Source organism: Streptomyces sp. NBC_00236 (assembly GCF_036195045.1).
Classification (GTDB): Bacteria; Actinomycetota; Actinomycetes; order Streptomycetales; family Streptomycetaceae; genus Streptomyces.
Genome location: NZ_CP108100.1, coordinates 5,360,278 through 5,386,359, shown reverse-complemented (window position 1 = coordinate 5,386,359; position 26,082 = coordinate 5,360,278). Strand labels below are relative to the sequence as shown.

The following is a 26,082-nucleotide window of genomic DNA, read 5'->3' as shown; positions in this document are numbered from 1 at the left end:
CACATCTGTCCTGCGCGGCCCCTCGCCTTCTGAATCAGTCAAGGAAAATCGTGCCCAAAAGAAATCCGCGTACCTCGTGGACGATCGGCCTGCTCACGACCTCTGTGGCCGCCTGCCTGCTCTCCTCCGCCCCCGCGGTCGCGATCAGTGGCGACACGGTCAAGACCGGTGACTACGCCTTCACCGTCAAGCTCGACATCGCGAACGGCGAGCGCAGCTGCTCGGGAGCGCTGGTGGACCCGGTGTGGGTCCTGACAGCCGCCAGCTGTTTCGCCGACGGGACCGGCCAGATTCCATCCGGGTACGTGCCGGACGGAATAACGGTCACTGCGGGTGGGCCGTCAACCGTGCCCCTACCGGTCACGGCCGCTTCAGTCGTTCCCCACCCGGACCGTGACCTGGCCATGGTCCGCCTGTACTCGATGACGCCCTTCTCCAACGACCCCGCGTTTCAAGTTGCCCCGATCGCGGTCGCCTCCACCCCTGTGACGGTTGGTGAGGACATCCGGGTCACCGGTTATGGACGTACGAAGACGCAATGGGTGACGGACGCCGCTCACACCGCCACGCCCACCCTCACAGCCGTTGACGAGACCACCCTCTCCCTGAGCGGCACGGCAGCGGACACCGCGGGCATCTGCAAGGGCGACGCCGGTGGCCCCACCTTCCGCATGAAGGCGGACGGAACACCGGAGCTGGTGGGCATTCACTCCCGGTCCTGGGGGGCCGGCTGCTACAACTCCGACGAGACCCGTGACGGTGCCGTAGACACCCGCATCGACAACGTCGACTCCTGGATACGGCAGACCCGCCTGACCAACGTGGCCCACTTGACCACCAAGACCGTCACCTCCGCCGACTTCAACGGTGACGGCCGCACCGATGTCGCCGCAGTGCTGACCGACGGCACCCTGCACGCGTTCTACACCGGACCCGGCGGGGCCCTCGAATACGGTCGGCCCCTGTGGAAGGACGGAACGTGGAAAACCTTCTCCAGGATCATCGGGGGTGACTTCAACGGTGACGGCCGTGGCGATGTGGCCGCAATGTCGAGCGACGGTCAGTTCTATCTCTACCCCGGCTCCGCGAATGGTTACCTCGGTACCCGAATTCCGATGTGGAAGGACACCAGCTGGAAGGCCGTGCGGCACATCGCCCGCTACAAGGCCGACGCCTCCGGGCGCGACGGCCTGATCTCCGTCTGGGAAGACGGCTCGCTGTACGCCTACACCTCCGGCCCCAGCGGCGCTCTCACCGGTGACAAGCGGAACATGTGGCACGACAGCACGTGGGGTGGCAAGACACACTTCGCCACCGCGGACTTCAACGCCGACGGCCGGGACGACATCGCGGCGGTCAATTCCACCGGAAGGCTCGACCTGTATGCCGCCAACACGAGCGGTTCCTTCGCCCCGGCCCGGCAGATGTGGCACGACAACAGCTGGAGTGCCATGGAAGCCATAGCCGGTGGTGACTTCAACGGTGACGGCAAGGGCGACCTGGTCGGCTACTGGTACCTGACGGGTCCGGTCATGTACCCCAAAAACAACTTCAGCCTGTATCGGGGAGACGGCACCGGCGCCCTCGCCCTCGGCACCACTCTGTGGCCCGCAGGGTCCTGAGCCCTCGGCCCCACAGATGATCCGCGTACCGCCCGGACCGGCGACAATCGGTCCGGGCGGTACGGTCGCGTCGGGCTCCGTCCGTCCGGGCGGAACGGTCACCGTCCGGGCCGTACAGTGACGTCGGACCAGACAAGAGCGGTCCTGGGTGACTCGGCGACTGTGTACTCACGCCAGCGATCAGGCGAACACGCCGTCCAGGACCTTCCCCCTATCAAGTCGGCGTGCCACCTGCTGACTCGCTTCGCCCGGCGAGACGGCCGAACGCCTCGGTCCTGAGCCGGCTGCGCGGGCGTCGGCCGATCGCCCCGGCCGTTTCGGTTCACAATCCGCTGACCGTATCGCCGTCGAGCGCACTCGCTCGACGCGCCTTCCCCCTCATCCGCTTCGGGTTCGGCCCGGGCAACGTTCCGGCCCTCGGATGCGCGTAGACCGCCGTGTCCGGGCGCGGCACCGCCCACACAGGCCCCCGCGCCCGGATCGCGCGCCCGCGCCGGTGGATCGCCCCCTCGCGTGAGCGAACGAACCGCGATACGCAACTCCCCTCACCCCTCGCCCGACCGGGCTTCACAGCGGTCTTCGGGGCGTTCTTCCCAGCACTCTTCGCCGCCAGCCCCTGCCAGAGGTCTTGACAACTCGATTGGTCTGGACCAGCTTTATCGCCCAGCGGTGGCCACCGTTCCTCGATTCCACACCCCAGCACCCCTGTGCCGCACCCCCCGGCATCCCCGTGTCGCTTCCCCGCCATCCCCGACTCCCCCCGGAGGCAGCAAGTGGAACGTTCCCCCGCCACGAGCCACAGAAGGCGTCACACCCGCCCGCTCCTCGGCTCCGCCATGGCCGTCGTCGCCGCGGGCGCGCTCACCCTCACCGGTCTCGTCAGCAGCGCCGAGGCCGCCGACGTCAACGTCGCCAAGAACGCCGGGTTCGAGTCCGGCCTCGCCAACTGGACCTGTTCCGGCGGTTCCGGCGCCACCGTCTCTTCCCCCGTGCACGGCGGCACCGCGGCCCTCAAGGCGACGCCCGCCGGCCAGGACAACGCCAAGTGCACGCAGACCGTCGCCGTGAAGCCGAACTCGACGTACGCCCTCAGCTCCTGGGTCCAGGGCGGGTACGCCTACCTGGGCGCGAGCGGAACGGGCACCACCGACGTGTCGACCTGGACCCCCGGCTCCAGCAGCTGGACCCAGCTCTCCACCAGCTTCAAGACCGGCCCCAGCACCACCTCCGTCACCGTGTACACGCACGGCTGGTACGGGCAGGCGGCCTATGTCGTCGACGACGTCTCGGTCAGCGGACCCGACGGCGGCGGTGGCACCGACCCCGGCCCGACGATCCCCGCGGCCCCCGCAGGTCTGGCCGTCGGCACGGCCACGCCCTCCTCCCTCGCCCTGTCCTGGAACGCGGTGTCCGGCGCGACCGGATACACCGTCTACAAGGACGGCGCCAAGGCCACCACCGTCACCGGGACCTCGGCGACGGTCACGGGGCTGGCGGCCGACACGGCGTACCAGTTCTCGGTGACCGCCACCAACGCGGCCGGCGAGTCCGTGAAGTCCGCCACCGTCAGCGGCCGCACGGCCAAGTCCGGGGGCGGCGAGCCCAACCCCGGCACCTCCGTGCCCAAGCACGCGGTCACCGGCTACTGGCAGAACTTCAACAACGGCGCGACCGTGCAGAAGCTCAGCGACGTGCCCGCGAACTACGACATCATCGCGGTCTCCTTCGCCGACGCCACGGCCACGCCCGGTGCCGTCACCTTCAACCTGGACTCGGCGGGCCTGAACGGCTACACCGTCGACCAGTTCAAGGCCGACATCAAGGCGAAGCAGGCGGCAGGCAAGAACGTCATCATCTCGGTCGGCGGTGAGAAGGGGTCCGTCTCGGTCAACAGCGACGCCTCCGCCACCAACTTCGCCAACTCGCTCTACTCCCTCATCCAGGAGTACGGCTTCAACGGCGTCGACATCGACCTGGAGAACGGCCTCAACTCCACCTATATGACGAAGGCGTTGCGCTCGCTGTCGCAGAAGGCGGGCTCCGGCCTCGTCATCACGATGGCTCCGCAGACCATCGACATGCAGTCCACCTCGGGTGAGTACTTCAAGACGGCGCTGAACATCAAGGACATCCTGACCGTCGTCAACATGCAGTACTACAACAGCGGTTCGATGCTCGGCTGCGACGGCAAGGTCTACTCGCAGGGTTCGGTGGACTTCCTCACCGCGCTGGCGTGCATCCAGCTGGAGGGCGGCCTCGACCCGTCACAGGTCGGTCTCGGTGTCCCCGCCTCCACCAGGGGCGCGGGCAGCGGATACGTGGCCCCCTCGGTCGTGAACGCGGCCCTGGACTGCCTCGCGAAGGGCACCGGCTGCGGTTCCTTCAAGCCGTCGAAGACCTACCCGGGCCTGCGCGGCGCGATGACCTGGTCGACCAACTGGGACGCCACGTCGGGCAACGCCTGGTCGAACGCGGTCGGCCCGCACGTCCACGGCCTTCCGTAACCCCCGCTGGACACGACAACTCACGGCTGAGCAAGACCTGTTGCTTCTGACGCATCACTGACCAGCAGCGCCGCCGCTCCCCCGGCGGCGCTGCTGCACGTGCGGGGTCCGACGGGCGTCCCGGGCATGTACCGGCCCCGCAACAGAGTGTCGGGGAGTTGCCGCATTCCATGGCTGTTCGGGCGGCCTCGTGGCACGGTTGGGGGGCTCGGTGGGGGTGCGACAGGGGGAGTGACATGGCCGGGGCGCGGGTTCAGGCGCTGGGCGGGGACGATCCGGCGACGCTCGGACCGTACCGGCTGATCGGACGGCTCGCGTCCGGCGGCATGGGACGGATCTATCTCGCCCGCGGCGGCGATCGCGGCGGGCGGGGACTCGTCGCCGTGAAGACGCTGCTCGCCGAGGGGAACGTCAGCGACGTCGACCGGCGGCGCTTCGCACGCGAGGTGGCGGTCGCGCAACGGGTGGCCAGCGCCTACACGGCGCGGGTGCGGGACGCCGACCCGGCGGCGGAGCGGCCGTGGATGGCCATCGACTACATCGCCGCTCCCCCGCTCTCCGAACTGGTGCGCAGCTGCGGGGTGTTGCCGGCCTCGGCCGTAAGGTGGATAGCCGCCGGCACCGCGGAGGCCCTGGTCACGCTGCACGGAGTGGGCATCGTCCACCGCGATGTGAAGCCGCAGAACGTGCTGCTGCCGCTGGACGGCCCCCGGGTCATCGACTTCGGCATCTCGCACGCCAGCGACCTCACGCTCACCGGTCTCACCCTCGGCACGATCGCCTTCACCTCGCCCGAGCAGGCGCGCGGCGAGGAGTCCACCGCCGCGTCCGACGTCTACTCGCTCGGCGCGACCCTGTTCCTGCTCGCCACCGGGCGGCCGCCCTACGCCGCAGACGGCGACACGCTGCGGCTGCTGGCCCGTGTCCAGCGCGGCGAGCTCGACCTCGGCGGGCTGCCGAAGGAGCTCGTCGCGACGATCCGGCCCTGTCTGTCGGTCGACCCGGAACGACGGCCCGAGCCCGCCGACCTGCTCGCCCGGTTCCGCGCGGCCCAGGCCCATCTGCCGGCGTCCCACAGCGGCACCCGGTGGCTGCCGCCGCGGTGGACGGCGCTGATCGGCGCGTACGCGACCCAGGGCCTGGAACTCGCGAACGAGCGCCGGACGAACAGGACGGGTCAAACGGGCCGGACGGGTCGGCCGGACAGGACGAGCCGGACGAACCGGCCCAGGCCGCCGACGGTGAATCCGGCGGCCCCGACACTCGTCCAGCGCACGAACGCGGTGCCGCCCCCTCCCCCGACACTGATCTACCCGCCGGAGCGCCAGGCCCGCGCGGCCCGCGACCGCGACCGCCGCGAACGGACCCGGCGGGAGATGGCGGCCCTCGCGGAACTGGCGGAGCGGCAGCGCGCGGAGCAGGCCGAGCAGGAGCGCGCCGAACGGGAGCGTGCCGAGGCTGCCCGCCTGGAGGCCGAGCGGCAGGCGGCCCAGCGCGAGGAGGCCGAGCGCGCCCGCCGCGAACGGGAGCGCGCGGCGCAGGAACACGCGCGTGCCGAACAGGAGCGTGCGCGGAGGCGCGCCGAACAGGAACGGATCCAGCGCGAACAGGCGGCGCGGGAGCAGGCCGAGCGTGAGCGCGCCGCAAGGGAAGCGGCCGAGCGCGCGGCGCGGGAGCGGGCCGAGCGCGCGGCGGCACGGCGGGCCGAGCAGGAGGCCGCCCGCCGGGCGGCCCGTGCCGCCCGGGCGCGTACGTCCTCGCCCAGCACCGCCCCGACCGGGCCGACGACGACCCGTCCGACGCCTCCTCGGACCGGCTCCTCGGGGAGCTCCTCGGCACTGGGCTGGCTGGCCGCCGTGGCCGTCGTCGTCGCGCTGCTGGTCTGGCAGCCCTGGGAGACGACGGGCAACAGGGGCGGCATCAGCGGCAGTTCGTCCAGTGCGGGCAGCAGCGACTCGGCATCGTCCGACAACGACAGCGACACCCGCGCGGACGACTCCGGCTCGGACACCGACACCGATTCCCACAGCGACAGCAGCTACGACTCCGACAGCGACAGCGACACCGCGGACGATCCGACGCCCACACCCACTCCCACACCGACCCCCACCCCGGATGCCACCGACCGGGCGTTCGCCGCCGTGCGCGCCGGTGACTGCCTCGACGTGTACAACGACGGGCACGACGACATGAGCGCCAGTCGGCCGATCCGGGTGAGCTGCAGCGCGTCGAACGCGTACATGCACGTCAACCGTGTCAGTACCCGGTCCGGTGGCTCCAGTTCCTGCGATACGGGGGCGGGCTTCACCTGGTGGAGCAGATCGGGTGACGACGGCGTCGACCGGACGCTCTGCCTCGACCGGGTCTACCAGGTGGGCCAGTGCTTCCCCGCGGACGTGAACGGGGCCACCAACGCCGACCTGACCGTGGTCTGGCGCTGCAACGCGTCGACCGTGCCCGTGGCCGGGCAGTCGATCCTGCGCATCACCGGGTTCTACCGGGCCCCGACGGCGGGCCAGAACTGGACCTGCCCGTCGGGGCGCGGTGAGAAGTTCTGGTACTGGCAGGTGAACCAGGGCCGGAGCATCATCTGCGCTTCGGCGGCCTGAGCGCTGCCCGTACCGTGGGGATGTGAGTACGGGCCCTAGATCACCAGGCTCAGCAGCGCCGCCACCACGAAGCCCGCGACCGACAGGACCGTCTCCAGGACCGTCCAGGACTTCAGGGTGTCGCGCTCGGAGATGCCGAAGTACTTCGACACCATCCAGAAGCCGCCGTCGTTGACGTGCGAGGCGATGATCGAACCGGCCGAGATCGCCATGATGATCAGCGCCAGGTGCGGCTGCGAGAAGTCCTGGTCCTCGACGAGCGGGACCACGATGCCGGCGGTGGTGACGATGGCGACCGTCGCCGAGCCCTGGGCGATGCGCAGGACCGCCGAGATGAGCCAGGCGAGCAGGATGACGGGCAGGCCGACGTCGTTGAAGGTGTCGGCGAGCGCGTCCGCGATGCCGCTGCCCTTGAGCACGGCGCCGAAGATGCCTCCCGCGCCGACGACCAGCAGGATGTTGCCGACCGGCTTGAGGGACGAGGTCGACACGGACTCCAGGGACTTGCGGGACCAGCCGCGCCGGATGCCGAGCAGGTAGTACGCGAGCAGCAGCGCGATCGTCAGGGCGACGAACGGGTTGCCGAAGAACTCGATGACCGAGCGGGGCGTCGAGGGGTCGAGCGCGATGGAGGAGAACGTCGCGGCGAGAATCAGCACCAGCGGGGTGCCGATGATCGCGAGGACGGTGGAGAGCGCTACGGGGGCCTCGTGCGGGGTGACCCCGGCGGCCCGCTGTTCGGCGACGACGGCGGCCTTCGCCTCCGCTGCGGCCTCGACCATGTCCTGCGGGACCTCGACGAAGATCCGCCTGCCGATCCAGGCGGCGTAGCCCCAGGCGGCCAGGACGGACGGGATGCCGACGACGGCGCCCATCAGGATGACCCAGCCGAGCGAGACGTGGAAGAGGCCTGCGGCGGCGACCGGGCCGGGGTGCGGCGGAAGGAACGCGTGGGTCATGGACAGGCCCGCGAGCAGCGGCATCGAGTAGAGCAGGATCGACTTGCCGGAGCGCTTGGCTGCCGCGTAGACGATCGGCGCGAGGACGAAGATGCCGACGTCGAAGAAGACCGGGATGCCGAAGATCAGGCCGGTCAGGCCCATGGCGAGCGGGGCGCGCTTCTCGCCGAAGAGGTTCAGCAGGCGGGTGCTCAACACCTCGGCTCCGCCGGAGACTTCGAGGATCGCGCCGAGCATCGTACCGAGGCCGATGATGATCGCGACATGGCCGAGGATGCCGCCCATCCCGGACTCGATGACGGAGACGGCGGCGGACTTCTGCACCGTGCCGAAGAGCTCGGTGACGGAGAGTCCGGCGCCCAGGCCGACGGCTATGGAGACGGCGAGCAGCGCGACGAACGGCTGGAGCCTGACCTTGATGATCAGGAAGAGGAGGAGCGCGATACCGAGGACGGCGACGGTCAGCAGACCGGCCGTCCCGTCTATGAGGAGGAGGAGTCCACCGGTGTGGGGTGGCGTCTCGACCGGTGGGGGGCTGGCGGCGAGCAGCATGGGTAACTCCGTTGTTTTCCATGGGCCTTGGGCAGGGTGGAGCCCGGCACGGCGCCCCGCGGGAGCGAGGCGCCGTGCCGTACGGCGTGGTGGTGCGGTGGTACGGGTGGGGCAACGGGATCAGGCTCAGCCGAGGACCGCGAGGGCGTCGATCTCGATGAGCAGCCCCTTGGGCAGGCCGACGTAGACCGTCGTGCGGGCGGCGGGGGCCTCCTTGAGGTTCTGCTCGCCGAAGTAGGTGTTGTAGATCTCGTTCATCTCCGCGAAGTGGTCAACGTCCGTGAGGTAGACGCGCATCATCATCACGTCGTCCCAGCTCGCGCCGCCCTCCTCCAGGATCGCCTTGACGTTGGCGAAGGTCTGGAGGGTCTGCTCGCGCAGGGTCGGACCGGCCGGGGTGGGGGCCTGGCCCTCGACGGCGGGCAGGAAGCCGACCTGGCCGGCGACCTGGAGGATGTTCCCCTTCCGCACGCCGTGCGAGAACTTCGCGGGCGGGGCGGTGTGGGTGCTCGGGGTGAGCGGGGTCTTCACGGTCTTGTCGGTGCTGTCGGTCATCGCTGATCAGACTTTCTTGGGTCGGTTGGTGCCGGAGTACTCCCGGCTGATGGTGTCGGCGGTGCGACGGACCAGGGGGAGCAGGGTGAGGAGTTCCTCGGCCGTGACGACCACGTTCGGTGCGGAGACCGACATCGCGGCGACGACGCGCCCGTCGGCGCCGCGAATGGGGGCGCCGATGCAGTTGATGGACTCCTCGTGGCCGCCGAGGTCGGTGGCCCATCCCTGTTCGCGCACGGTGGCGAGCTCCTTGAGGAAGGCGCCGGGTCCGGGGGTCGAACGGGACGTGTACATGGGGTAGTCGAGCTTCTCCGCGAGGGAGCGCCGTTCGGTCTCGGAGAGGTCGGCAAGCAGGAGTTTGGCCACGGCGGCGACGGTGATCGCGACGGGCTTGCCGATGCGGGAGTACATCCGGACCGGATAGCGGCTCTCGACCTTGTCGATGTAGAGGACCTCGTTCTCCTCGTACACGGCGAGGTGGACGGTGTGGCCGCAGGTCGCGTTGAGTTCGACGAGGTGCGCGTGGGCGATCTCCCGTACGTCGAGGTTCTCGACGGCCTCCTGGGCGAGGGCGAAGAGCCGCGCGCCGAGGCGGTAGCGCTGGTCCTGCTGGCGGTAGACGAGCCCGTGCTCGTGGAGCGTACGGAGGAGGCGCAGGGCCGTGGACTTGTGGACGCCGAGCCGCTCGGCGACCTGTCCGAGGTCGGCGGGTCCCTGCGCGAGCAGCGGCAGGATGCTCAGCGCCCTGTCGACGGTCTGACTCATGTCGTACGTACCTCCGTGTCGTCCCCCGTCCACCCGGGGCCGAGACGCAGTCTCCCCCAGTCGGTGTCGTCGAGGGCCACGAGGCGGTCGGCCCGGTCGCGGGCGGGCGGGTCGGTGAGGTCGCCGGGGACGGTGAGGACGGCGGCGGCCATCAGGTGCCCGTGCCGGGCCCGGTCGCGGACGGGCAGTCCGCGCAGGGTGGCGGAGAGGAACCCGGCGGCGAAGGCGTCACCGGCCCCGACGGGGGCGACGACGTCGACGCGGAGGGCGGGGACGTCGGTGACCGTGTCCGGGCCGGCCGTGACGGCTCCGGGCCGGTGTCCGCCGCGCGGGGCTTCTCCCCGCCCCGCGGGGCGGGAGAACACCGTCGCCCCCTCCGCGCCCCGCTTCACGACCAGCACCGCCGGTTCCGGCAGGGCCTCGCGGATCGCGGCGGCGCCCTTCACCCCCCACGCCTCCTCCGCCTCGTCCTCGCCGACGAAGACGAGGTCGGCGCGGCGGGCCAGGTCCAGCAGGACGCCGGGGGACGCGTCGGCGTCGCGCCAGAGGCCCGGGCGGTGGTTGACGTCGAAGGAGACGAGCGGGCGCCCGGGGCGCGGGGCCGTCAGCTCGCGCAGCAGGGCCAGGCAGTCGGCGGAGAGCGCTGCCGTGATGCCGGACAGGTGCAGGACCCGGCCGGTGAGCAGCGCCTCGTACGGGACGTTCGCGGGCGACATCGCCGAGGCCGCGGATCCGGCCCGGTAGTACGCCACCTCGTGGACGTCGGTGCCGCGGTCCGTCGCCGTACGGAAGTAGATGCCCGTGGGCCGGGCCGGGTCGCGCCGCACGGCCGATGTGTCGACCCCGTACGCGGCGATCGCTTCGACGAGATGGTCGCCGAAGCCGTCCGCGCCGACCCGGCTCACCCAGGCCGCGCGGTGCCCGGCCGCCGCGAGGGCGCAGGCCACGTTGGACTCCGCGCCGCCGATGCCGCGGCCGAAGGAGGGGACGTCGGCGAGGCGCCCGGGCCGTGAGGGTAGGAACGTCACCATGGACTCGCCGAGGCACACGACATCGATGGCCGTCTCGGCGTCGGTCCTGGCCGGGGTTCCGGACACTCGGGCTCCTCGGGGTCGGGCGGGCGGCGCCGGGTCACACCATTGACCGGGCGTCGGCTCGGATGTTAGACAGCCTTGAGCGATATACGCAATGGGTGTTGCATATGTTGCAACGATGATGGTCACCTACCGCAAGACTTCGATCGAGGAGGCACCCCCATGGCCGACGAACGCCCCGTCGCCGGACTCGCCGACGAGCGGGTCGACCACCGGTTCAAGGCGCTCCCGCCCGACGCGGAGGGCCTGACCGTAGGCGACCTGGCCGCCCAGCGGCGCAACCTCTTCACCGGCGGGTTCACCACCCCCGTGCTCGCCCTGTCGGCCGAGTCCGTCGCACACAACCTCGCACTGCTGGAGACGTACACGCAGCGCCACGGCCTCGCCTTCGCGCCGCACGGCAAGACCTCGATGTCCCCGCAGCTGTTCGCCCGCCAGCTGGAGCACGGCGCGTGGGGCATCACCGCGGCGGTCCCGCACCAGGCACGCGTCTACCGGGCGTTCGGGATCCAGCGGATCTTCCTCGCCAACGAGCTCGTCGACGCGGCAGCGCTGACCTGGCTCGCGGGCGAACTGAACGCCGACCCGGAGTTCCGCTTCATCTGTTACGTCGACTCGGTGCGTGGCGTCGAGCTGATGGACCGGGCCCTGAGCGCGGCCGGCGCCTCCCGCCCGGTGGACGTCGTCGTGGAGCTCGGCGCGGGCGACGGCGCCCGCACCGGTGCCCGTACCGAGGCCGTCTGCGCCGCCGTCGCCGACGCGGTGGCCGCCACCGGGACGCTGCGTCTGGTGGGCGTGGCCGGATACGAGGGCGAGGTGCCGGACGCCACCGGCGAGCGCGTACGGGACTGGCTGCGACGACTCGTCGCGCTCGCCGCGGACTTCGACGCGGCGGGCCGGTTCGCCGCGATGGGCGCCGGTGAGCCGATCGTGATCAGCGCGGGCGGCAGCGCGTGGTTCGACGCGGTCGCGGACGTGTTCGCCGAGATCCCCGCACTCTCCTCCCCCGTACTGAAGCTGCTGCGCTCGGGGGCGTACGTCTCGCACGACGACGGGCACTACCGCCACCTCACCCCCTTCAACCGGGTCCCCGAGGAGGGTGCGCTGGAGCCCGCCTTCCGGCTCTGGGCCCAGGTCGTGTCGCGTCCCACCGGCGAGCACGCGTTCCTGAACGCGGGCAAGCGGGACGCCGCCCACGACCTCGACCTGCCCCAGGCGCAGGTCGTGCGGTCCGGGCGCGACGGCTCGGTGCGGGAGGCGACGGGGATCGAGGTCACCGGCCTGTCGGACCAGCACGCGTGGGTACGGACGGACGGGGCGGCCGAGCTGGAGGTCGGGGACTGGGTGGGGATGGGGCTCTCGCACCCCTGCACGAGCTTCGACAAGTGGCAGCTGATTCCGCTGGTCGCGGCGGACGGGACGGTCACGGACTACATCCGCACGTTCTTCTGATTTCCTGCGGGGTGCGTTTCCCCACCCCACCCCTTCCCGTATCCGGGGCTCCGCCCCGGCCCTCCGCGCCTCAATCGCCGGCGAGGCCAGGTACTGAGCCGGCAAGGCCAGGTATTGAAAGGCCCCCCATGGACCTGGTGATCCGCGACGCCCGCGTCATCGACGGCACCGCCACCCCCTCCTACCGCGCCGACGTGGCACTCGTCGACGGCCGCATCGCGGAGATCCACCGCGAGGACTCCCCCGGCCCCCGCCCCACCGCGGCCCGCACCCTGGACGCCGACGGCCTCGCCCTCTCCCCGGGCTTCGTCGACATGCACGCCCACAGCGACCTCGCCCTGCTGCGCGACCCCGACCACAGTGCGAAGGCGGCCCAGGGCGTCACCCTCGAAGTGCTGGGCCAGGACGGCCTGTCGTACGCCCCCGTCGACGACCGCACCCTCGCCGAGGTCCGCCGCTCCATCACCGGCTGGAACGGCGACGGGAGCGACATCGACTTCGACTGGCGCACCGTCGGCGGCTACCTCGACCGGCTCGACCGCAACTTCGGCGGTCAGGGCATCGCGGTGAACGCCGCCTACCTGATCCCGCAGGGCACCGTCCGGATGTACGCGGTCGGCTGGGACGACCGGCCCGCCACCGAGGCCGAACTGACCCGGATGAAGGAACTCGTCGCGCAGTCCATGACCGAGGGCGCCGTCGGCATGTCCTCGGGACTGACCTACACCCCGGGCATGTACGCGGACGACGCCGAACTCACCGCCCTGTGCCGGGTGGTGGCCGAGCACGGCGGCTACTACTGCCCGCACCACCGCTCGTACGGCGCCGGCGCGCTGGAGGCGTACGAGGAGATGGTGCGGCTCACCCGCACCGCCGGCTGCGCCCTCCATCTCGCCCACGCCACCATGAACTTCGGCGTGAACGAGGGCCGCGCCCCCGAGTTGCTCGCCCTGCTCGACGGCGCGCTCGACGAGGGCGCCGACATCTCCCTCGACACCTACCCGTACACCCCGGGCTGTACGACCCTGGTCGCGATGCTGCCCAGCTGGGCGAGCGAGGGCGGCCCCGGGTCGGTCCTGACGCGCCTGGCCGACGACACCACGGCGGCGAGGATCCGCCACGACCTGGAGGTCGTGGGGTCGGACGGCTGCCACGGGGTGCCGATCGAGTGGGACACCATCGAGATCTCCGGCGTCAGCGTGCCGGACCTCGCCGCCCACGTCGGCCGTACGGTCGCCGAGTCCGCGCGCCTGCGGGGCGAGGAGCCCTGGGTGACCGCGCGGCGGCTGCTGGTGGAGGACCGGCTGGGGACGACGATCCTCCAGCACGTGGGCCACGAGGAGAACGTCCGGCTGATCATGCGCCACCGCGTCCACACCGGCGGCAGCGACGGCATCCTCCAGGGCGACAAGCCGCACCCCCGGGCGTACGGCACGTTTCCTCAGTATCTCGGGCGGTACGTAAGGGAGTTGGGCACCCTCTCGCTGGAGGAGTGCGTCGCCCACCTCACCTCGCGGCCGGCGGCCCGGCTGCGACTGGCCGACCGCGGGTACGTGCGCGAGGGCTACCGCGCCGACCTGGTGCTCTTCGACCCGGCGACGGTGGCGGCGGGCTCGACGTTCGACGAACCCCGCACCCTGCCCGTCGGCATTCCGCATGTGCTGATCGACGGCCGTTTCGTCATCGAGGACGGGAAGCGGACACAGGTGCTGGCGGGCCGCTCGGTACGGTCGGGCGGCACGGGCGCCGCCGGGGCCCGGTAGTTTCCCGCCTCCGGGCCGGGGCAACCGGCTGGACATGAATATCTCTGCGACAGCCCGGAGAAGTCACGGAAAGGCAAGACGGGCGGGTGACAGTTCGGCCGTCGAGGCGGGCGGCCGGGCGGGATTCGTCGCCCGCGGAGTGATCTATGTCCTGGTGGGCGTCCTCGCGCTGCGTATCGCGTTCGGCGACGGCGGGAGCGGCCAGAAGCAGGCGGACCGGGGTGGGGCGCTCGCCGAGATCGCGCAGAAGCCCTTCGGTTCCGTCCTGCTGTGGGTCCTGGGGGTCGCACTGGTGGGGATGACCCTGTGGCGGCTGTCCGAGGCGGCGTTCGGGGCCGCGGGCCCGGACGGGCGCAAGGCGACCAAGCGACTGGCCTCGGCGGCGCGCGCCGTCTTCTACGCCTTCGTGTCGTACTCGGTCCTGATGTTCGCGGCGGGCGACCGGGGCAGCGGCAGCGGTTCCGGCGACTCGCAGTCGAAGGACGTCACTGCGCAGGTGCTCGGCATGTCGGGCGGGCGCTGGCTGGTGGGGGCGGCCGGCGCGGTCATCGCCGGGGCGGGCCTGTGGATCGCGGGCCGGGCGGCGCTGCGGAAGTTCCACAAGCATCTGCGGATGGGCGAGATGTCGCCCGCCGAGCGGCGCGCCGTGGACATCACCGGGGTCTTCGGCGGTGTCTCCCGAGGACTCGTGTTCGCCGTCGCGGGCGGCTTCGCCGTGGCCGCGGCGGTGAAGGCGCGCTCGGGCGAGGCCAAGGGGATGGACGACACCCTGCGCTCCTTCGCCACGACCCCGGCCGGTCCCTGGCTGCTGGCCCTGATCGCCGTGGGCCTGATGGCGTTCGGCCTGTTCTCCTGGGCGAACGCCCGCCGGCGCACGATCTGACCCGGGGGCCGGCGGACGGGGTGGGGCGGCCGAACCGCCCCACCCCTGACTGCGTCACGGCTTGGGCAGCGCACACCCTTCGCGGTCGAGGTCGAAGACGTTGCCGGTGCCGATGCACGGCACGATGCCGTAGGTCTCCTGGGCGTAGTTGATGCCCTCGCGGACCGTCACCTGCCCGTTCTCGTCGACCTCGCACGGGTTGTTGTCCGTGCACTCCTGCCCGTCCTCGTTACCCGTGTTGTTGACGGCGACCACCTTGCCGGTGGCGTTGTCGATCACCGGCGAACCGGACGTACCACCGATGGTCTGGCAGGCGGAGGTGTAGCGGACCGAGTCCTTCCAGGTCCACTCCCCCTCCTTGAGGCGGTAGACGAACCCGTCGATGTTGCAGCTGTACGTGCGCTTCCAGTACCCGGACACGACGGTGATCGCGGTGCCCTGCACCGGGTGGGCCGTGTTGAGCTCCAGCGCCCTGATGCCGTACTTGCTCTCGATCTGGGCGTACGTGGAGGTGAGTTGGTACACCGATATGTCGGTGTCCGTCATCGTCCCGTACGCGATCTTGCTCGCCCGGACGGTTCCGACGCCGCTGCCCGAGGCGTTGAGCAGGGTGAAGCTGCGGGTGGACGGCTGGTTGAACACGACCTCGCCCGGGCCCGGGAATCCGGACTCCATGCAGTGCCCGTTGGAGAGCACGAGCGCGGGGTCGCCCGGCTGGGAGCCGGGCGTGCGGACGACCGATCCCGAACAGTTGCTGAGCGCCACGGTCCCGGCGAAGCCGACCGCCTTGGGCCTGACCTTCGCACGGACGGCCGTGTGGCCGGATGACGCCGCGTCCGCCGCGGTGCGGCTCGCGGCGGCCGCTGCCGCCTTGACCGTGCCGGGCGCTGCCGCGTCGTGGCTTGTGGCCGCTGCCGCGGGCGCGGTGCCGGCTCCGAGGAGCAGCACCGCGAAGAGCGCACCGACGAGAGGCTTTTTCATGTGGGGGTCCCCTCAAGTGACCTGCGCAGAGCGTGGGAAGCCTCTGCGACCGAAGTTCTTCCGGTTTTGACATGCGCATGGTGGCGCACTGTGGGGAGCCCCACAAGGGGCGAATTCAGGTCACCAGGCCCTGGCGGTAGGCGTAGACGACTGCCTGGACGCGATCGCGGAGCCCGAGTTTGGCGAGGATGCGCGACACGAAGGTCTTGACGGTCTCCTGACTGATCAGGAGGGTCACGGCGATCTCGCTGTTGGAGAAGCCGTCCGCGATGAGGCGCAGGACCTCCAGTTCACGCGGGGTCAGCGGGATGTCGTGCGGGGTGGAGCCGGTCGGCCGGATCCGGGCGGCGTACCGGCCCACGAGCCGGCGTGTCACCTCGGGGTCCAGCAGGGCGGCGCCCGTCTGCACGGTCCGGATTCCGTGCAGCAGATGGGCCGGCGGCGCGTCCTTGAGCAGAAAGCCGCTCGCCCCGGCGCGCAGTGCCTCGTAGACGTACTCGTCCAGGTTGAACGTGGTCACCACGAGCACCTTGGCGGGGTGCGTCACCCCGGCACCGGCCAGCAGCCGGGTGGCCTCGATGCCGTCGAGCACGGGCATCCGGATGTCCATCACCACGACGTCCGGGCGCAGCCGGCCGGCCAGCTCGACCGCGGTGCGCCCGTCCCCGCACTCGCCCGCCACTTCGAGGTCGGGCTGGGCGTCGATGATCGTGACCAGCCCGGTACGGACCAGGATCTGGTCGTCGCAGACCAGGACCCGGATCGGCTCGCTCATGCGGAGCTTCCCGCGGGTATGCGGGCCCGTACGACGAAGCCGCCGCCGGACCGCGGGCCGGCGCTGAACTCGCCGCCCAGGACGTCGACCCGCTCGCGCAGACCTGCGAGACCCCGCCCACTGCCGCCCGGGACCCGGGCCCGCGCGCCCGAACCGTCGGTGCTGACCTCCACGGAGATCTCCCTTTCGCTGTGCCGCACATGGACCGAAGTGAGGCTGCCCTGAGCGTACTTGAGGGCGTTCGTCAGTGACTCCTGCACGACGCGGTACGCCACGAGATCGGCGCTTCCGGTCGACTCCGCCGGGGTGCCCTCCTCGGTGAACTCCACGGTCTGCCCGGCCCGGCGGGTCTGTTCCACCAGGGGGAGCAGCCTGCCGACGGTCGGCGTCCGGGCCTCGGCGCTGTGATCGGGGTTGAGGAGGTCGAGCAGATGCCTCAGGTCGGTGATGGCCCGCCGGCCGGTGTCGGTGACCGTGGCCAGGGTCTGGTCGAGCCGGTCCGGTGCGGCGGTCAGATAGCGGGCCGCCTCGGTCTGCACGACCATCGCCGTCACGTGGTGGGTCACGATGTCGTGGAGCTCGCGGGCGATGCGGGTGCGTTCGGCGAGGCGGGTGTCCTCGGCGACGCGGCGGCGCTGTTCGCTCTCCAGGATGCGGGTGCGGCGCAGCCACGACCCGGCGCCCCAGGCGAGGGCCAGGACCAGGTAGAAGGCAATGAATCCGACCAGGCTCTCACCGGGCCCGATCCGCTGGAGCGCGACCGCCAGCGACACGTACGCCACGGAGAGGACGATCACGGTGTCGCGCCGACGCCGTTCCAGATGCGATCCCGCGCTCAACAGGGCGATGGGCAACGCGCTTCCCGCGAGCAGGTGGTAGCCGCTGAGCTGGTCCAGGGCGAAGCCGGCCGCCACCAGGCCGAGAGCGACCGCCGGCAGCCGCCGGCGCACGGCGAGCGGAAGGCTCTGCAGGCAGACGGCCACCACGCCCAGTGCGTCCAGGCTCCGGCCCGGCAGGCCGCCGATCTCCGTACCGCGGTTGTGGAGCGCGGGCATCAGCGACGTGGCGAGAAGGATCAGCCCGAGGGGAAGATCACGAACCGTGACGTCCAACCGGCGCCACAGCTCAGGAAGGCTCCGAAGTCTGGTCACCGGGGAACTCTAGTGGTGGTCCCCGCCTCGGCGACGCGCCTGCTGCGCCGGGGCACCAGGTGGCCGCGCCGGCGGGCCAGCAACATGAACGTCGCCGTCAGCAGCACGCCGAACAGCACCGAGTACACACTGCCCTCAGGTCCGAAGTCGCCGCCGGTCAGCAGGTGCGGGCCCGAGGTCGCGGAGTCGAGTATGCCCTTGGGGGTGTTGTTGCCCGAGACCTCGGTGCTGAAGATGCCGGACGCGGCGTAGTTCCAGCCGAAGTGCACGCCGATGGGCAGCCACAGGCTGCGGGTGGCGGCGTACGCGGCACCGAGCATGCCACCGGCCTCGACCGCGATGGCGATGGCGCCCCACAGGCTGGCGTTCGGGTTCAACAGGTGCATCAGCCCGAACACGATGCCGGTCGACGTCAGCGCGATCCAGGTGCCGCCGCGTTCCTCGATGACCCTGAACAGGATGCCTCGGAACAGCACTTCCTCCGTCACGGCGGCAGCCGCCATGAAGCCGATCAGCCCCGTCGCGCCGGTGACCGAGCCGAGACCGTCGACGTGGTAGTAGCCGGCGAAGGCCAGGTTCACGATGACGGCTCCGAACAGCGCCACGCCGATCAGCACCCCGCGGCCGGTGGCGGACCGGGCGCCGTCCCGCGCCAGCTCGCTGACCGGACGGTGCTCGGTCCGCCCCACCACCCACCGGTAGGCCGCCACCGCGAGCACCGCGGTCAGAAGGCCGAGAACCAGCGTGAGCCAGGGGTTTCCGTCCACCGCGGCAACACACTGACCGCCGATCATCCAGACCGCCACGACGGCCAAAAGCTGCTTGCCGACTCTCATGCGCACTCCTCTGCCGGGCCCGCGGGCATCTCCCCGCGGCTACGCTCCGACGCTACGGATCCGGCAGGCGGGAGTCGTCACCTCACGGTGGACACCTGCGCGTAGCTCGCACGGGGGACGGCCCGCCGCCAACGGGGCGCGGACGGTGAGCCGTTCAGCCGGCTGTGCCGTGCCGTCAGGCAGCGGTCCGTTCCACCGGGATCCACAACTGCGCGTCGGCCCGCGCCCCGTCGGGCGAGACGTGGACACGCAGGATCTCCGGTCCCGGCCGGCTCCGGTACGGATTGGACGGGAACCACTCCGTGAAGACGTCCCGCCACAGGTACTGGAGGGCCTGCGGGAAGGCACCCGAGCTGTCGAAGACGGCCCAGGTGCCCGCCGCCACGGGGAGTGCGTCCATGTCCTCGGGTACGGGCGCCGAGCTCACCACCCCGTGGTAGTAGTCCAGTTCGGTGCCTTCCGCCCGGCTGTCGGCGAGATCGTCGCTCACCTGGACGATGCCCTCCGGCTCCTGGTCGGACAGGCCCTTGATGCGTTCCACAGTCTCCTTGCCGAGGCTCCGGATGAACGTGGCGATGGCCGGGTTCACCCCCTCGTGCACCAGTGGAACGCGCGCCTTCCTGCCCACCACACGGAACTCCTCCTTCTCCACGATCCGGTATCGCATGCTGCCCATCCCTTCGACGACGAGACGGAAGGACATCCGGGGCTGGGACCGCAGCGCGGCACCCGTACGCCTGGCCTCGCCCGGACCGACACCGTGCACGGCCCGGAACGCACGGGCGAACGCCTCACCGGAGGCGTAGCCGTACCGCACCGCGACATCCAGCAGCGTCCGGTCCCCGGCCAGCACCTCGGCGCCCGCGACCGTGAGCCGCCTGCGCCGGATGTACTCCGACAGCGGTATCCCGGCGAGCGCGGAGAACATCCGCCGCAGGTGGTACTCCGAGGTCATCGCGATCCTGGCCGCCTCGGCGACGTCGATGTGGCCGTCGAGGCGGTGCTCGATGTACTCCATGGCCTCGTTCAGCCGCTCCAGCACCCGGGCCTCCTTCCTTTGACGTCCACCACGCTAGGAAGGGACCACCCTGCCCCACCCGACATCCTGTGCCCGGTCCTGTCGGGTGCGCCGGCCGTGATGCGTTCCGGCGGGTGACTGTCAGACCCGGCTGCCAGACTTCCGTCATGACCGATGCAGTGAAGGGCCCGGCAAGCTATTTCCCGTCGATCGAGCAGAAGTACGGCCGTCCGGTCGCGGAGTGGAAGGAGCTCATCCGCGCCTCGCCGCTGACCAAGCACATGGAGATCGTGGGCTGGCTCAAGTCCGAGCACGCGATGGGGCACGGCCATGCCAACGCGCTGGTGGCCCACACCCTGGCCGAGGACAGGACCGCGTAGCGGGCCCTCGGCTCCGCGGAGCGGCCCGGCCGCGGAACCGCCGGCGTCCGCCCGCACTCCGGGCGGGCGACGTCACGGTCAGCCCAGACGCCGGCCGCCGGCCGCCGCCGCATCCCGCGACAACTGCACCGCCTGCCGCAGGCTCAGGCCCGGCTCGGCGGTGCGCAGCATCTTGACCGCCGCCACGGAGTCCAGCGGACCGTCGTGTCCGGCCGCCCTGATCCGGCGCTCCGCCCAGCGGCCGCGCAGTTCCGCGTCCGGTACACCGGCCTCGGCGAGGGCCAGCGCGAGGGCGCGGTCCAGACCGGGGCGCTCCTCGTCGTTCGCGTGTTCCAGCGCCTGCCGGAGCGCGGCGGTGATGGCCTCCGCGTCGCGGATCACGATCACGGCCATGTCCTTCTTCCCGTTTCCGATCATGTGGGCAGCGTCCCCCGTCGCGACCCGGCCCTCACCCGGATTGAGGGGTTTCAGAGGTTCACGCCTCCTCGCATCCTCCGCGGCGCCCTGTCGCGGTGCCGGGTGAGGCGGTGCCCCGTCTCGGACACGTTCGGGATCCGGTCGCCGTACGGTGCCCGGCTGCCGGAGTGACCGGGCGGCGGCGACGGACCGGGGCGCGCCGTGGCGCATGTCACCCGGGCCGCTCCGTCACGTCGCCGTTCCACCCCATTCCAAGCCCCGGTCCGGCCCGCGCCCGGGGTTCCCACGGCCGACGAGCGCGGACGCATGGCGATGGAAGCCGGGGCGGCGGGCGGAGGGACCCGGGTGGGTCAATGGCCGGGGAAAGGCCGGGCAGCGCGCGAAACACAGTCGTAAGCTCGCAGACATGCAGGTCATCCAGTCCACGAAGCTCGCCAACGTCTGTTACGAAATCCGGGGCCCCGTGCTCGAGGAAGCGATGCGGCTGGAAGCAGCAGGTCACCGCATCCTCAAGCTGAACACCGGCAACCCTGCCGCGTTCGGTTTCGAGTGCCCGCCGGAGATCCTCGAAGACATCCTGCGCAACCTGTCCGGGGCGCACGGCTACGGCGACGCGAAGGGACTGCTGTCCGCGCGGCGCGCGGTGATGCAGCACTACCAGACCAAGGGGATCGACCTCGACGTGGAGGACGTCTACCTGGGCAACGGCGTCTCCGAACTGATCCAGATGTCGATGCAGGCGCTGCTCGACGACGGCGACGAGGTGCTCGTACCGGCTCCGGACTATCCGCTGTGGACCGCGTCCGTCTCACTGGCGGGCGGCACGGCCGTGCACTACCGGTGCGACGAGCAGTCGGACTGGATGCCGGACCTGGCCGACATCGAGCGGAAGATCACCGACCGCACCAAGGCGATGGTGATCATCAATCCGAACAACCCGACGGGCGCCGTCTACGACGACGAGATGCTGCGCGGGCTGACGGAGATCGCCCGGCGGCACAACCTGGTGGTCTGCTCCGACGAGATCTACGACCGGATCCTGTACGACGGTGCGACCCACACGCCGACGGCGACGATCGCCCCCGACCTGATGGTGCTCACCTTCAACGGGCTGTCCAAGAACTACCGGGTGGCCGGTTACCGCTCCGGCTGGATGGCGGTCTGCGGGCCGAAGGCGCACGCCTCCTCGTACATCGAGGGGCTGACGATCCTCGCCAACATGCGGCTGTGCGCCAACATGCCCTCGCAGCACGCCGTGGCCACCGCGCTCGGCGGCCGGCAGTCGATCAACGACCTGGTGCTGCCGGGCGGCCGGATCCTGGAACAGCGGGACGTGGCGTACGACCTGCTGACGCAGATTCCGGGCGTGACCTGTGTGAAGCCGAAGGGGGCGCTGTATCTCTTCCCCCGGCTCGACCCCAAGGTCTACAAGATCAAGGACGACCGGCAGATGGTCCTCGACCTGCTGCGGGCCGAGAAGATCATGGTGGTGCAGGGCACGGGGTTCAACTGGCCGGATCCCGATCACTTCCGGGTCGTGACGCTGCCGTCGACGAAGGACCTCACGGACGCGATCGGCCGGATCGCCCGCTTCCTGGACGGGTACGGACAGGTGTGACCCGCGAACAGTCTCTCGAACATGGACAACTTTAGACTGAATCCAAGCTAGGATGGTTGCCACAGCACCACCAGGAGGCCATCCATGTACGAGCCGATCCGCACCAAATCGGTCCACACACCGGCCGACGACGCTGGTGACTTCCCGCACCGCACCCGCGAGGAGGAGCTGGACATCCAGCTCGCCGGACACCTGGCCGCCCTGCTCGCGGTCACCGACGAGCTGGGGCTGGGCGAGGCGGGCGACCGCATCGCCGAACAGGTCGCCCGGTTGCGCGGCGCACCGCCCGCCCGCCACGCCGGCCTGAGCGACGCGTCCCCGGCCACCCTCCACCGCCGCGCCCACGCCCTCGCGGGCCGGGCCCTGGTGGTGGCGGCGTCCCGCGCCGACACCGTGGTCGCGATCCTCTCGGCCGAGCGGATGGACGCCCACACCGCAGCGGTCCGGGCCGCGGCCCCCGCCGAATCCCCCGCCGCCCCGCCGCGGCTGGTCGGCGCCCTCTGACGGCCCCGGCCCACGTGCCGTAGAGGCGCGTGGGCCGGGTGCCACTGCTTCACGGCGTGGCCGTCGCCGCCCGACGGGCCAGGGCGGTCGACAGGAACGTCACGTCGGCGACCACGCACTGCGGCCGTCCCCGGACCGGCACCGGCCCGGCGATCTCCCTGGCCACCGTGGCGCCCACGGGCAGGTCCTTGAGGACCACGGTGCGCCTGCCTGCCGGCTCGCTCCCGCCCTCGCCGCCGCCCTTGCCCCGCAGGTCCCGGAACGAGAGCTGCACCGTGTAGGTCCCGGGCTGCTTCGCCTGACTCGTCACCCGCACCTCGGCCACCGGACCGCCGGTGACCGCGTCCTTCCGGCAGGAGGAGAGGGTCACGTCCTGGGACGGGAAGCGCAGGTCCTCGTGGTTCTTGCCCCAGACGTAGAAGAAACCCACCACGAGGGCGACCGGGGACAGCACCAGCAGCGAGACGATCACCACGATCAGGACCACCACCCAGCGCGGGAACCGCCTGTGCCGGTACGGCATGCCGGTGTGCTGATCCGGATACGGCGGTATGCCGGACAACGTCATGACCCCCCACAGCCCCCGCACCCCCCGGCGCGGCCCGGTCAAACGTAGGCCGGGGCCAACCCCCTCCAACAGCTCGGGCGGGTCACGACGCGGACACGAACAGTGCCGGGCGGGCGGGCGGGCGGTTTCGCGAGCCCCGGGAAAGGGAGCGGCCCCCGGAACCGCTGTCGGTTCCGGGGGCCAGGGCCGTGTTCGTGCACGTCCCTACCGCGGCGAGCCGTTGACCCCACAGGTCAGGGCGGATGTCGGGAGCCCGACGCGGAGTTCGAAGGGGGCGGTCAGCCCAGACGCTGGACCAGGGCCCGGTACTCGTCCCACAGTTCCTTCGGCGTGTGGTCACCGAAGGTGTTGAGGTGCTCGGGGACCAGCGCCGCCTCCTCGCGCCAGACCTCCTTGTCGACGTTGAGCAGGAAGTCCAGGTCGGACTCGGAGAGGTCCAGGCCCTCGGTGTCGATCGAGCCCTTGGCCGGCAGGATGCCGATCGGGGTCTCGACGCCCTCGGCCTTGCCCTCCAGGCGCTCGACGATCCACTTCAGGACGCGGCTGTTCTCGCCGAAGCCGGGCCAGACGAACTTGCCCGCCTCGTTCTTGCGGAACCAGTTCACGTAGTAGATCTTCGGGAGCTTCGACTGGTCCGGCTTGTCCGCGCCGACCTTCAGCCAGTGGTTCATGTAGTCGCCCATGTTGTAGCCGCAGAACGGCAGCATGGCGAACGGGTCGCGGCGCAGCTCGCCGACCTTGCCCTCGGCGGCGGCCGTCTTCTCGGAGGCGACGTTGGCTCCGAGGAAGACGCCGTGCTGCCAGTTGAAGGACTCGGTGACCAGCGGGACGGCCGAGGCGCGGCGGCCGCCGAAGAGGATGGCCGAGATCGGCACACCCTTCGGGTCCTCCCACTCGGGCGCGATGATCGGGCACTGGCCGGCCGGGACGGTGAAGCGGGCGTTGGGGTGGGCGGCGGGCGTGCCGGACTCGGGGGTCCAGTCGTTGCCCTTCCAGTCCGTGAGGTGCTTCGGGAGCTCCTCGGTCATGCCCTCCCACCAGACGTCGCCGTCGTCGGTGAGCGCGACGTTGGTGAAGACGGAGTTGCCCCACATGGTCTTCATCGCGTTGGCGTTGGTGTGTTCGCCGGTGCCGGGCGCGACGCCGAAGAAGCCCGCCTCGGGGTTGATCGCGTAGAGGCGGCCGTCCTCACCGAACCGCATCCAGGCGATGTCGTCACCGATGGTCTCGACGGTCCAGCCGGAGATCGTGGGCTCCAGCATGGCGAGGTTGGTCTTGCCGCAGGCGCTCGGGAAAGCTGCCGCGACGTACTTCGACTCACCGCGCGGCGGCGTGAGCTTGAGGATCAGCATGTGCTCGGCGAGCCAGCCCTCGTCGCGCGCCATGACGGAGGCGATGCGCAGCGCGTAGCACTTCTTGCCGAGCAGGGCGTTGCCGCCGTAGCCGGAGCCGTAGGACCAGATCTCGCGGTCCTCGGGGAAGTGCGAGATGTACTTGGTGGAGTTGCAGGGCCACGGGACGTCCTCCTGGCCCTCCTCCAGGGGTGCGCCGAGCGTGTGGACGGCCTTGACGAAGAAGCCGTCGGAGCCGAGCTCGTCGAGGACGGCCTGGCCCATGCGCGTCATGGTGCGCATCGAGACGGCGACGTACGCGGAGTCGGTGATCTCGACGCCGATGGCGGAGAGCGGCGAGCCGACGGGGCCCATGCAGAAGGGCACGACGTACATGGTGCGGCCACGCATGGAGCCGCGGAAGACACCCTTGTCCCCCACGAAGATCTCCCGCATCTCGGCGGGGTCCTTCCAGTGGTTCGTCGGACCGGCGTCCTCCTCCTTCGCGGAGCAGATGAACGTCCGGGTCTCGACGCGCGCGACATCGCTCGGGTCGGAGGCGGCGTAGTAGGAGTTCGGGCGCTTGATCTCGTCGAGCTTGGTGAACGTGCCCTTGGCGACGAGCTCCCCGCACAGGCGCTCGTACTCGGCCTCGGAACCGTCGCACCACACCACGCGGTCCGGTTCGGTGAGGGCTGCGATCTCGTCGACCCAGGAGACGAGCTCCTGGTGGTTGGTGGGAACAGTGAGGGGAGCCGCGATGTCGCGCGCCACGATCGCTCCTTGATGAGGGTGTCTGTTTGGTAGGCCCCGTGGGGGCTGCGACCCGGATGCTTCTACCCCTTCGAATTCCCTGGCGCTCATCCGGTGCCGACCGCACTCATTTGATCATCCGACCGTTCCGCCCATATGTCCAGAGGGCCGCCCACGTGAGCATCGCCACTCATATCCGATACCTACGGAGGCGTAGGTACGATGCGGGAATGACTGCTGCCACCTCCGCCGCGCCCGAACCCGCCGGACTGGAACCAGCCGGAACCGTCGACGTCGAGCTGAAGCCACGCATGCGCGGCTGGCTGCACGCCGGCATGTTCCCCGCCGTCCTGATCGCGGGCATCGTGCTCATCGCGCTGGCGGACAGCACCCGCGGCCGGATCGCCTGCGGGATCTACATCCTGACGGCGTGCCTGCTCTTCGGCGTGAGCGCGGTCTACCACCGCGGTACGTGGGGGCCGCGCGGCGAGGCCGTCCTGCGCAGGCTCGACCACGCGAACATCTTCCTGATCATCGCGGGCACCTACACCCCGCTGACCCTGCTCCTGCTGCCCGAGTCCACCGGGACCCCGCTCCTGTGGGCGGTCTGGGCGGCGGCGGTCGCCGGCATCGCCTTCCGGGTCTTCTGGGTCGGCGCCCCGCGCTGGCTCTACACGCCCTGCTACATCGCGATGGGATGGGCGGCGGTCTTCTTCCTGCCGGACTTCATGCGGACCGGCGGGATCGCCGTGCTGGTGCTCGTCGTGGTCGGCGGGCTGCTCTACAGCGTCGGCGGTGTCATCTACGGCATCAAGCGGCCGAACCCGTCACCGCGCTTCTTCGGCTTCCACGAGGTCTTCCACTCACTGACCCTCGCGGCCTTCGTCGTCCACTACGTCGGCATCTCCCTGGTGGCCTACAACCACAACTGAGCCCCCTCAGGACAAGGGCCGCGGCTTTCGAGCCGCGGCCCTTTCGCATGTCCGGGCGCG

The 26,082-nt window shown here is 70.8% G+C and carries 22 protein-coding genes; 10 read left to right on the top strand and 12 right to left on the bottom strand.

Annotated features, from left to right (window positions below):
* Window positions 1-50: 50 nt before the first annotated feature.
* The 3 genes from OG446_RS24385 (at window position 51) to OG446_RS24375 (ending at window position 6,735) form a co-directional block, all read left to right on the top strand.
* Window positions 51-1,622, top strand: a complete 1,572-nt coding sequence (locus OG446_RS24385) for a trypsin-like serine protease (protein WP_328896028.1) — start codon at window positions 51-53, stop codon at window positions 1,620-1,622.
* Between the two features lie 773 nt (window positions 1,623-2,395).
* Window positions 2,396-4,126 carry a chitinase gene (locus OG446_RS24380; RefSeq protein ID WP_328896027.1) on the top strand — a complete coding sequence of 577 codons (1,731 nt, stop codon included), beginning with the start codon at window positions 2,396-2,398 and terminating at the stop codon, window positions 4,124-4,126.
* A 236-nt stretch (window positions 4,127-4,362) separates the two neighbouring features.
* Entirely contained in the window at window positions 4,363-6,735 is a 2,373-nt protein-coding gene (locus OG446_RS24375; RefSeq protein ID WP_328896026.1) for a serine/threonine-protein kinase, read from the top strand.
* 35 nt (window positions 6,736-6,770) lie between these two features.
* On the opposite strand, the gene OG446_RS24370 is transcribed toward OG446_RS24375, so the two are convergent.
* The 4 genes from OG446_RS24370 to OG446_RS24355 all read right to left on the bottom strand — a co-directional run bounded on the left by OG446_RS24370 (window position 6,771) and on the right by OG446_RS24355 (window position 10,663).
* Window positions 6,771-8,246, bottom strand: coding sequence for a GntP family permease (locus OG446_RS24370; RefSeq protein ID WP_328896025.1), 1,476 nt, complete (start codon window positions 8,244-8,246; stop codon window positions 6,771-6,773).
* A 126-nt stretch (window positions 8,247-8,372) separates the two neighbouring features.
* Window positions 8,373-8,801: a RidA family protein gene (locus tag OG446_RS24365; RefSeq protein ID WP_326658339.1), complete on the bottom strand. Its 429-nt coding sequence runs from the start codon at window positions 8,799-8,801 to the stop codon at window positions 8,373-8,375.
* A 6-nt stretch (window positions 8,802-8,807) separates the two neighbouring features.
* Window positions 8,808-9,566: an IclR family transcriptional regulator gene (locus OG446_RS24360; protein ID WP_328896024.1), complete on the bottom strand. Its 759-nt coding sequence runs from the start codon at window positions 9,564-9,566 to the stop codon at window positions 8,808-8,810.
* Window positions 9,563-10,663: a sugar kinase gene (locus tag OG446_RS24355; RefSeq protein ID WP_328896023.1), complete on the bottom strand. Its 1,101-nt coding sequence runs from the start codon at window positions 10,661-10,663 to the stop codon at window positions 9,563-9,565. Before OG446_RS24355 ends, OG446_RS24360 begins: the two co-directional genes overlap by 4 nt.
* A gap of 159 nt (window positions 10,664-10,822) precedes the next feature.
* On the opposite strand from OG446_RS24355, the gene OG446_RS24350 reads away from it, so the two are divergent.
* From OG446_RS24350 to OG446_RS24340, 3 genes are all read left to right on the top strand, one after another.
* Window positions 10,823-12,112 (top strand): alanine racemase, encoded by a 1,290-nt coding sequence (locus tag OG446_RS24350; protein WP_328896022.1) that lies wholly within the window; start codon window positions 10,823-10,825, stop codon window positions 12,110-12,112.
* A gap of 128 nt (window positions 12,113-12,240) precedes the next feature.
* Entirely contained in the window at window positions 12,241-13,875 is a 1,635-nt protein-coding gene (locus OG446_RS24345; RefSeq protein WP_328896021.1) for an N-acyl-D-amino-acid deacylase family protein, read from the top strand.
* Between the two features lie 34 nt (window positions 13,876-13,909).
* Window positions 13,910-14,758, top strand: a complete 849-nt coding sequence (locus OG446_RS24340) for a DUF1206 domain-containing protein (RefSeq protein ID WP_328896020.1) — start codon at window positions 13,910-13,912, stop codon at window positions 14,756-14,758.
* Window positions 14,759-14,812: 54 nt separating this feature from the next.
* Here OG446_RS24340 and OG446_RS24335 read toward each other — a convergent pair whose 3' ends face one another.
* The 5 genes from OG446_RS24335 to OG446_RS24315 form a co-directional block, all read right to left on the bottom strand.
* A complete protein-coding gene (locus tag OG446_RS24335) occupies window positions 14,813-15,739 on the bottom strand; it encodes a S1 family peptidase (RefSeq protein ID WP_328896019.1) in 927 nt (308 codons plus the stop codon).
* A gap of 115 nt (window positions 15,740-15,854) precedes the next feature.
* Entirely contained in the window at window positions 15,855-16,514 is a 660-nt protein-coding gene (locus OG446_RS24330; protein ID WP_328896018.1) for a response regulator transcription factor, read from the bottom strand.
* The gene (locus tag OG446_RS24325; protein ID WP_328896017.1) at window positions 16,511-17,665 is read right to left on the bottom strand and encodes a sensor histidine kinase; all 1,155 of its coding nucleotides are present in this window, start codon (window positions 17,663-17,665) and stop codon (window positions 16,511-16,513) included. Before OG446_RS24325 ends, OG446_RS24330 begins: the two co-directional genes overlap by 4 nt.
* The gene (locus OG446_RS24320) at window positions 17,662-18,501 is read right to left on the bottom strand and encodes a CPBP family intramembrane glutamic endopeptidase (protein WP_328896016.1); all 840 of its coding nucleotides are present in this window, start codon (window positions 18,499-18,501) and stop codon (window positions 17,662-17,664) included. Before OG446_RS24320 ends, OG446_RS24325 begins: the two co-directional genes overlap by 4 nt.
* Window positions 18,502-18,676: 175 nt before the next feature.
* Window positions 18,677-19,543 carry an AraC family transcriptional regulator gene (locus OG446_RS24315; RefSeq protein WP_328896015.1) on the bottom strand — a complete coding sequence of 289 codons (867 nt, stop codon included), beginning with the start codon at window positions 19,541-19,543 and terminating at the stop codon, window positions 18,677-18,679.
* Between the two features lie 143 nt (window positions 19,544-19,686).
* Here OG446_RS24315 and OG446_RS24310 point away from each other — a divergent pair, with 143 nt between their 5' ends.
* On the top strand, window positions 19,687-19,899 hold the full coding sequence (locus tag OG446_RS24310; RefSeq protein WP_328896014.1) for a DUF4287 domain-containing protein: 213 nt from the start codon (window positions 19,687-19,689) through the stop codon (window positions 19,897-19,899).
* A 78-nt stretch (window positions 19,900-19,977) separates the two neighbouring features.
* On the opposite strand, the gene OG446_RS24305 is transcribed toward OG446_RS24310, so the two are convergent.
* Window positions 19,978-20,316: a hypothetical protein gene (locus tag OG446_RS24305; RefSeq protein WP_328896013.1), complete on the bottom strand. Its 339-nt coding sequence runs from the start codon at window positions 20,314-20,316 to the stop codon at window positions 19,978-19,980.
* Window positions 20,317-20,722: 406 nt separating this feature from the next.
* Between OG446_RS24305 and OG446_RS24300 the strand changes: the two genes are divergently transcribed.
* Both OG446_RS24300 and OG446_RS24295 read left to right on the top strand, forming a co-directional pair.
* Window positions 20,723-21,934: a pyridoxal phosphate-dependent aminotransferase gene (locus tag OG446_RS24300; RefSeq protein ID WP_328896012.1), complete on the top strand. Its 1,212-nt coding sequence runs from the start codon at window positions 20,723-20,725 to the stop codon at window positions 21,932-21,934.
* An 84-nt stretch (window positions 21,935-22,018) separates the two neighbouring features.
* Window positions 22,019-22,438, top strand: a complete 420-nt coding sequence (locus OG446_RS24295; protein WP_328896011.1) for an SCO4983 family protein — start codon at window positions 22,019-22,021, stop codon at window positions 22,436-22,438.
* A gap of 49 nt (window positions 22,439-22,487) precedes the next feature.
* Here the strand turns inward: OG446_RS24295 and OG446_RS24290 are convergent, their stop codons facing one another.
* Both OG446_RS24290 and OG446_RS24285 read right to left on the bottom strand, forming a co-directional pair.
* Complete coding sequence (locus tag OG446_RS24290; RefSeq protein WP_328896010.1) at window positions 22,488-22,961, bottom strand: hypothetical protein; 474 nt, start codon at window positions 22,959-22,961, stop codon at window positions 22,488-22,490.
* A gap of 323 nt (window positions 22,962-23,284) precedes the next feature.
* Entirely contained in the window at window positions 23,285-25,111 is a 1,827-nt protein-coding gene (locus tag OG446_RS24285) for a phosphoenolpyruvate carboxykinase (GTP) (RefSeq protein ID WP_328896009.1), read from the bottom strand.
* A 209-nt stretch (window positions 25,112-25,320) separates the two neighbouring features.
* On the opposite strand from OG446_RS24285, the gene trhA reads away from it, so the two are divergent.
* A complete protein-coding gene (gene trhA, locus OG446_RS24280) occupies window positions 25,321-26,022 on the top strand; it encodes a PAQR family membrane homeostasis protein TrhA (protein ID WP_328896008.1) in 702 nt (233 codons plus the stop codon).
* The last annotated feature ends 60 nt before the right edge of the window (window positions 26,023-26,082 follow it).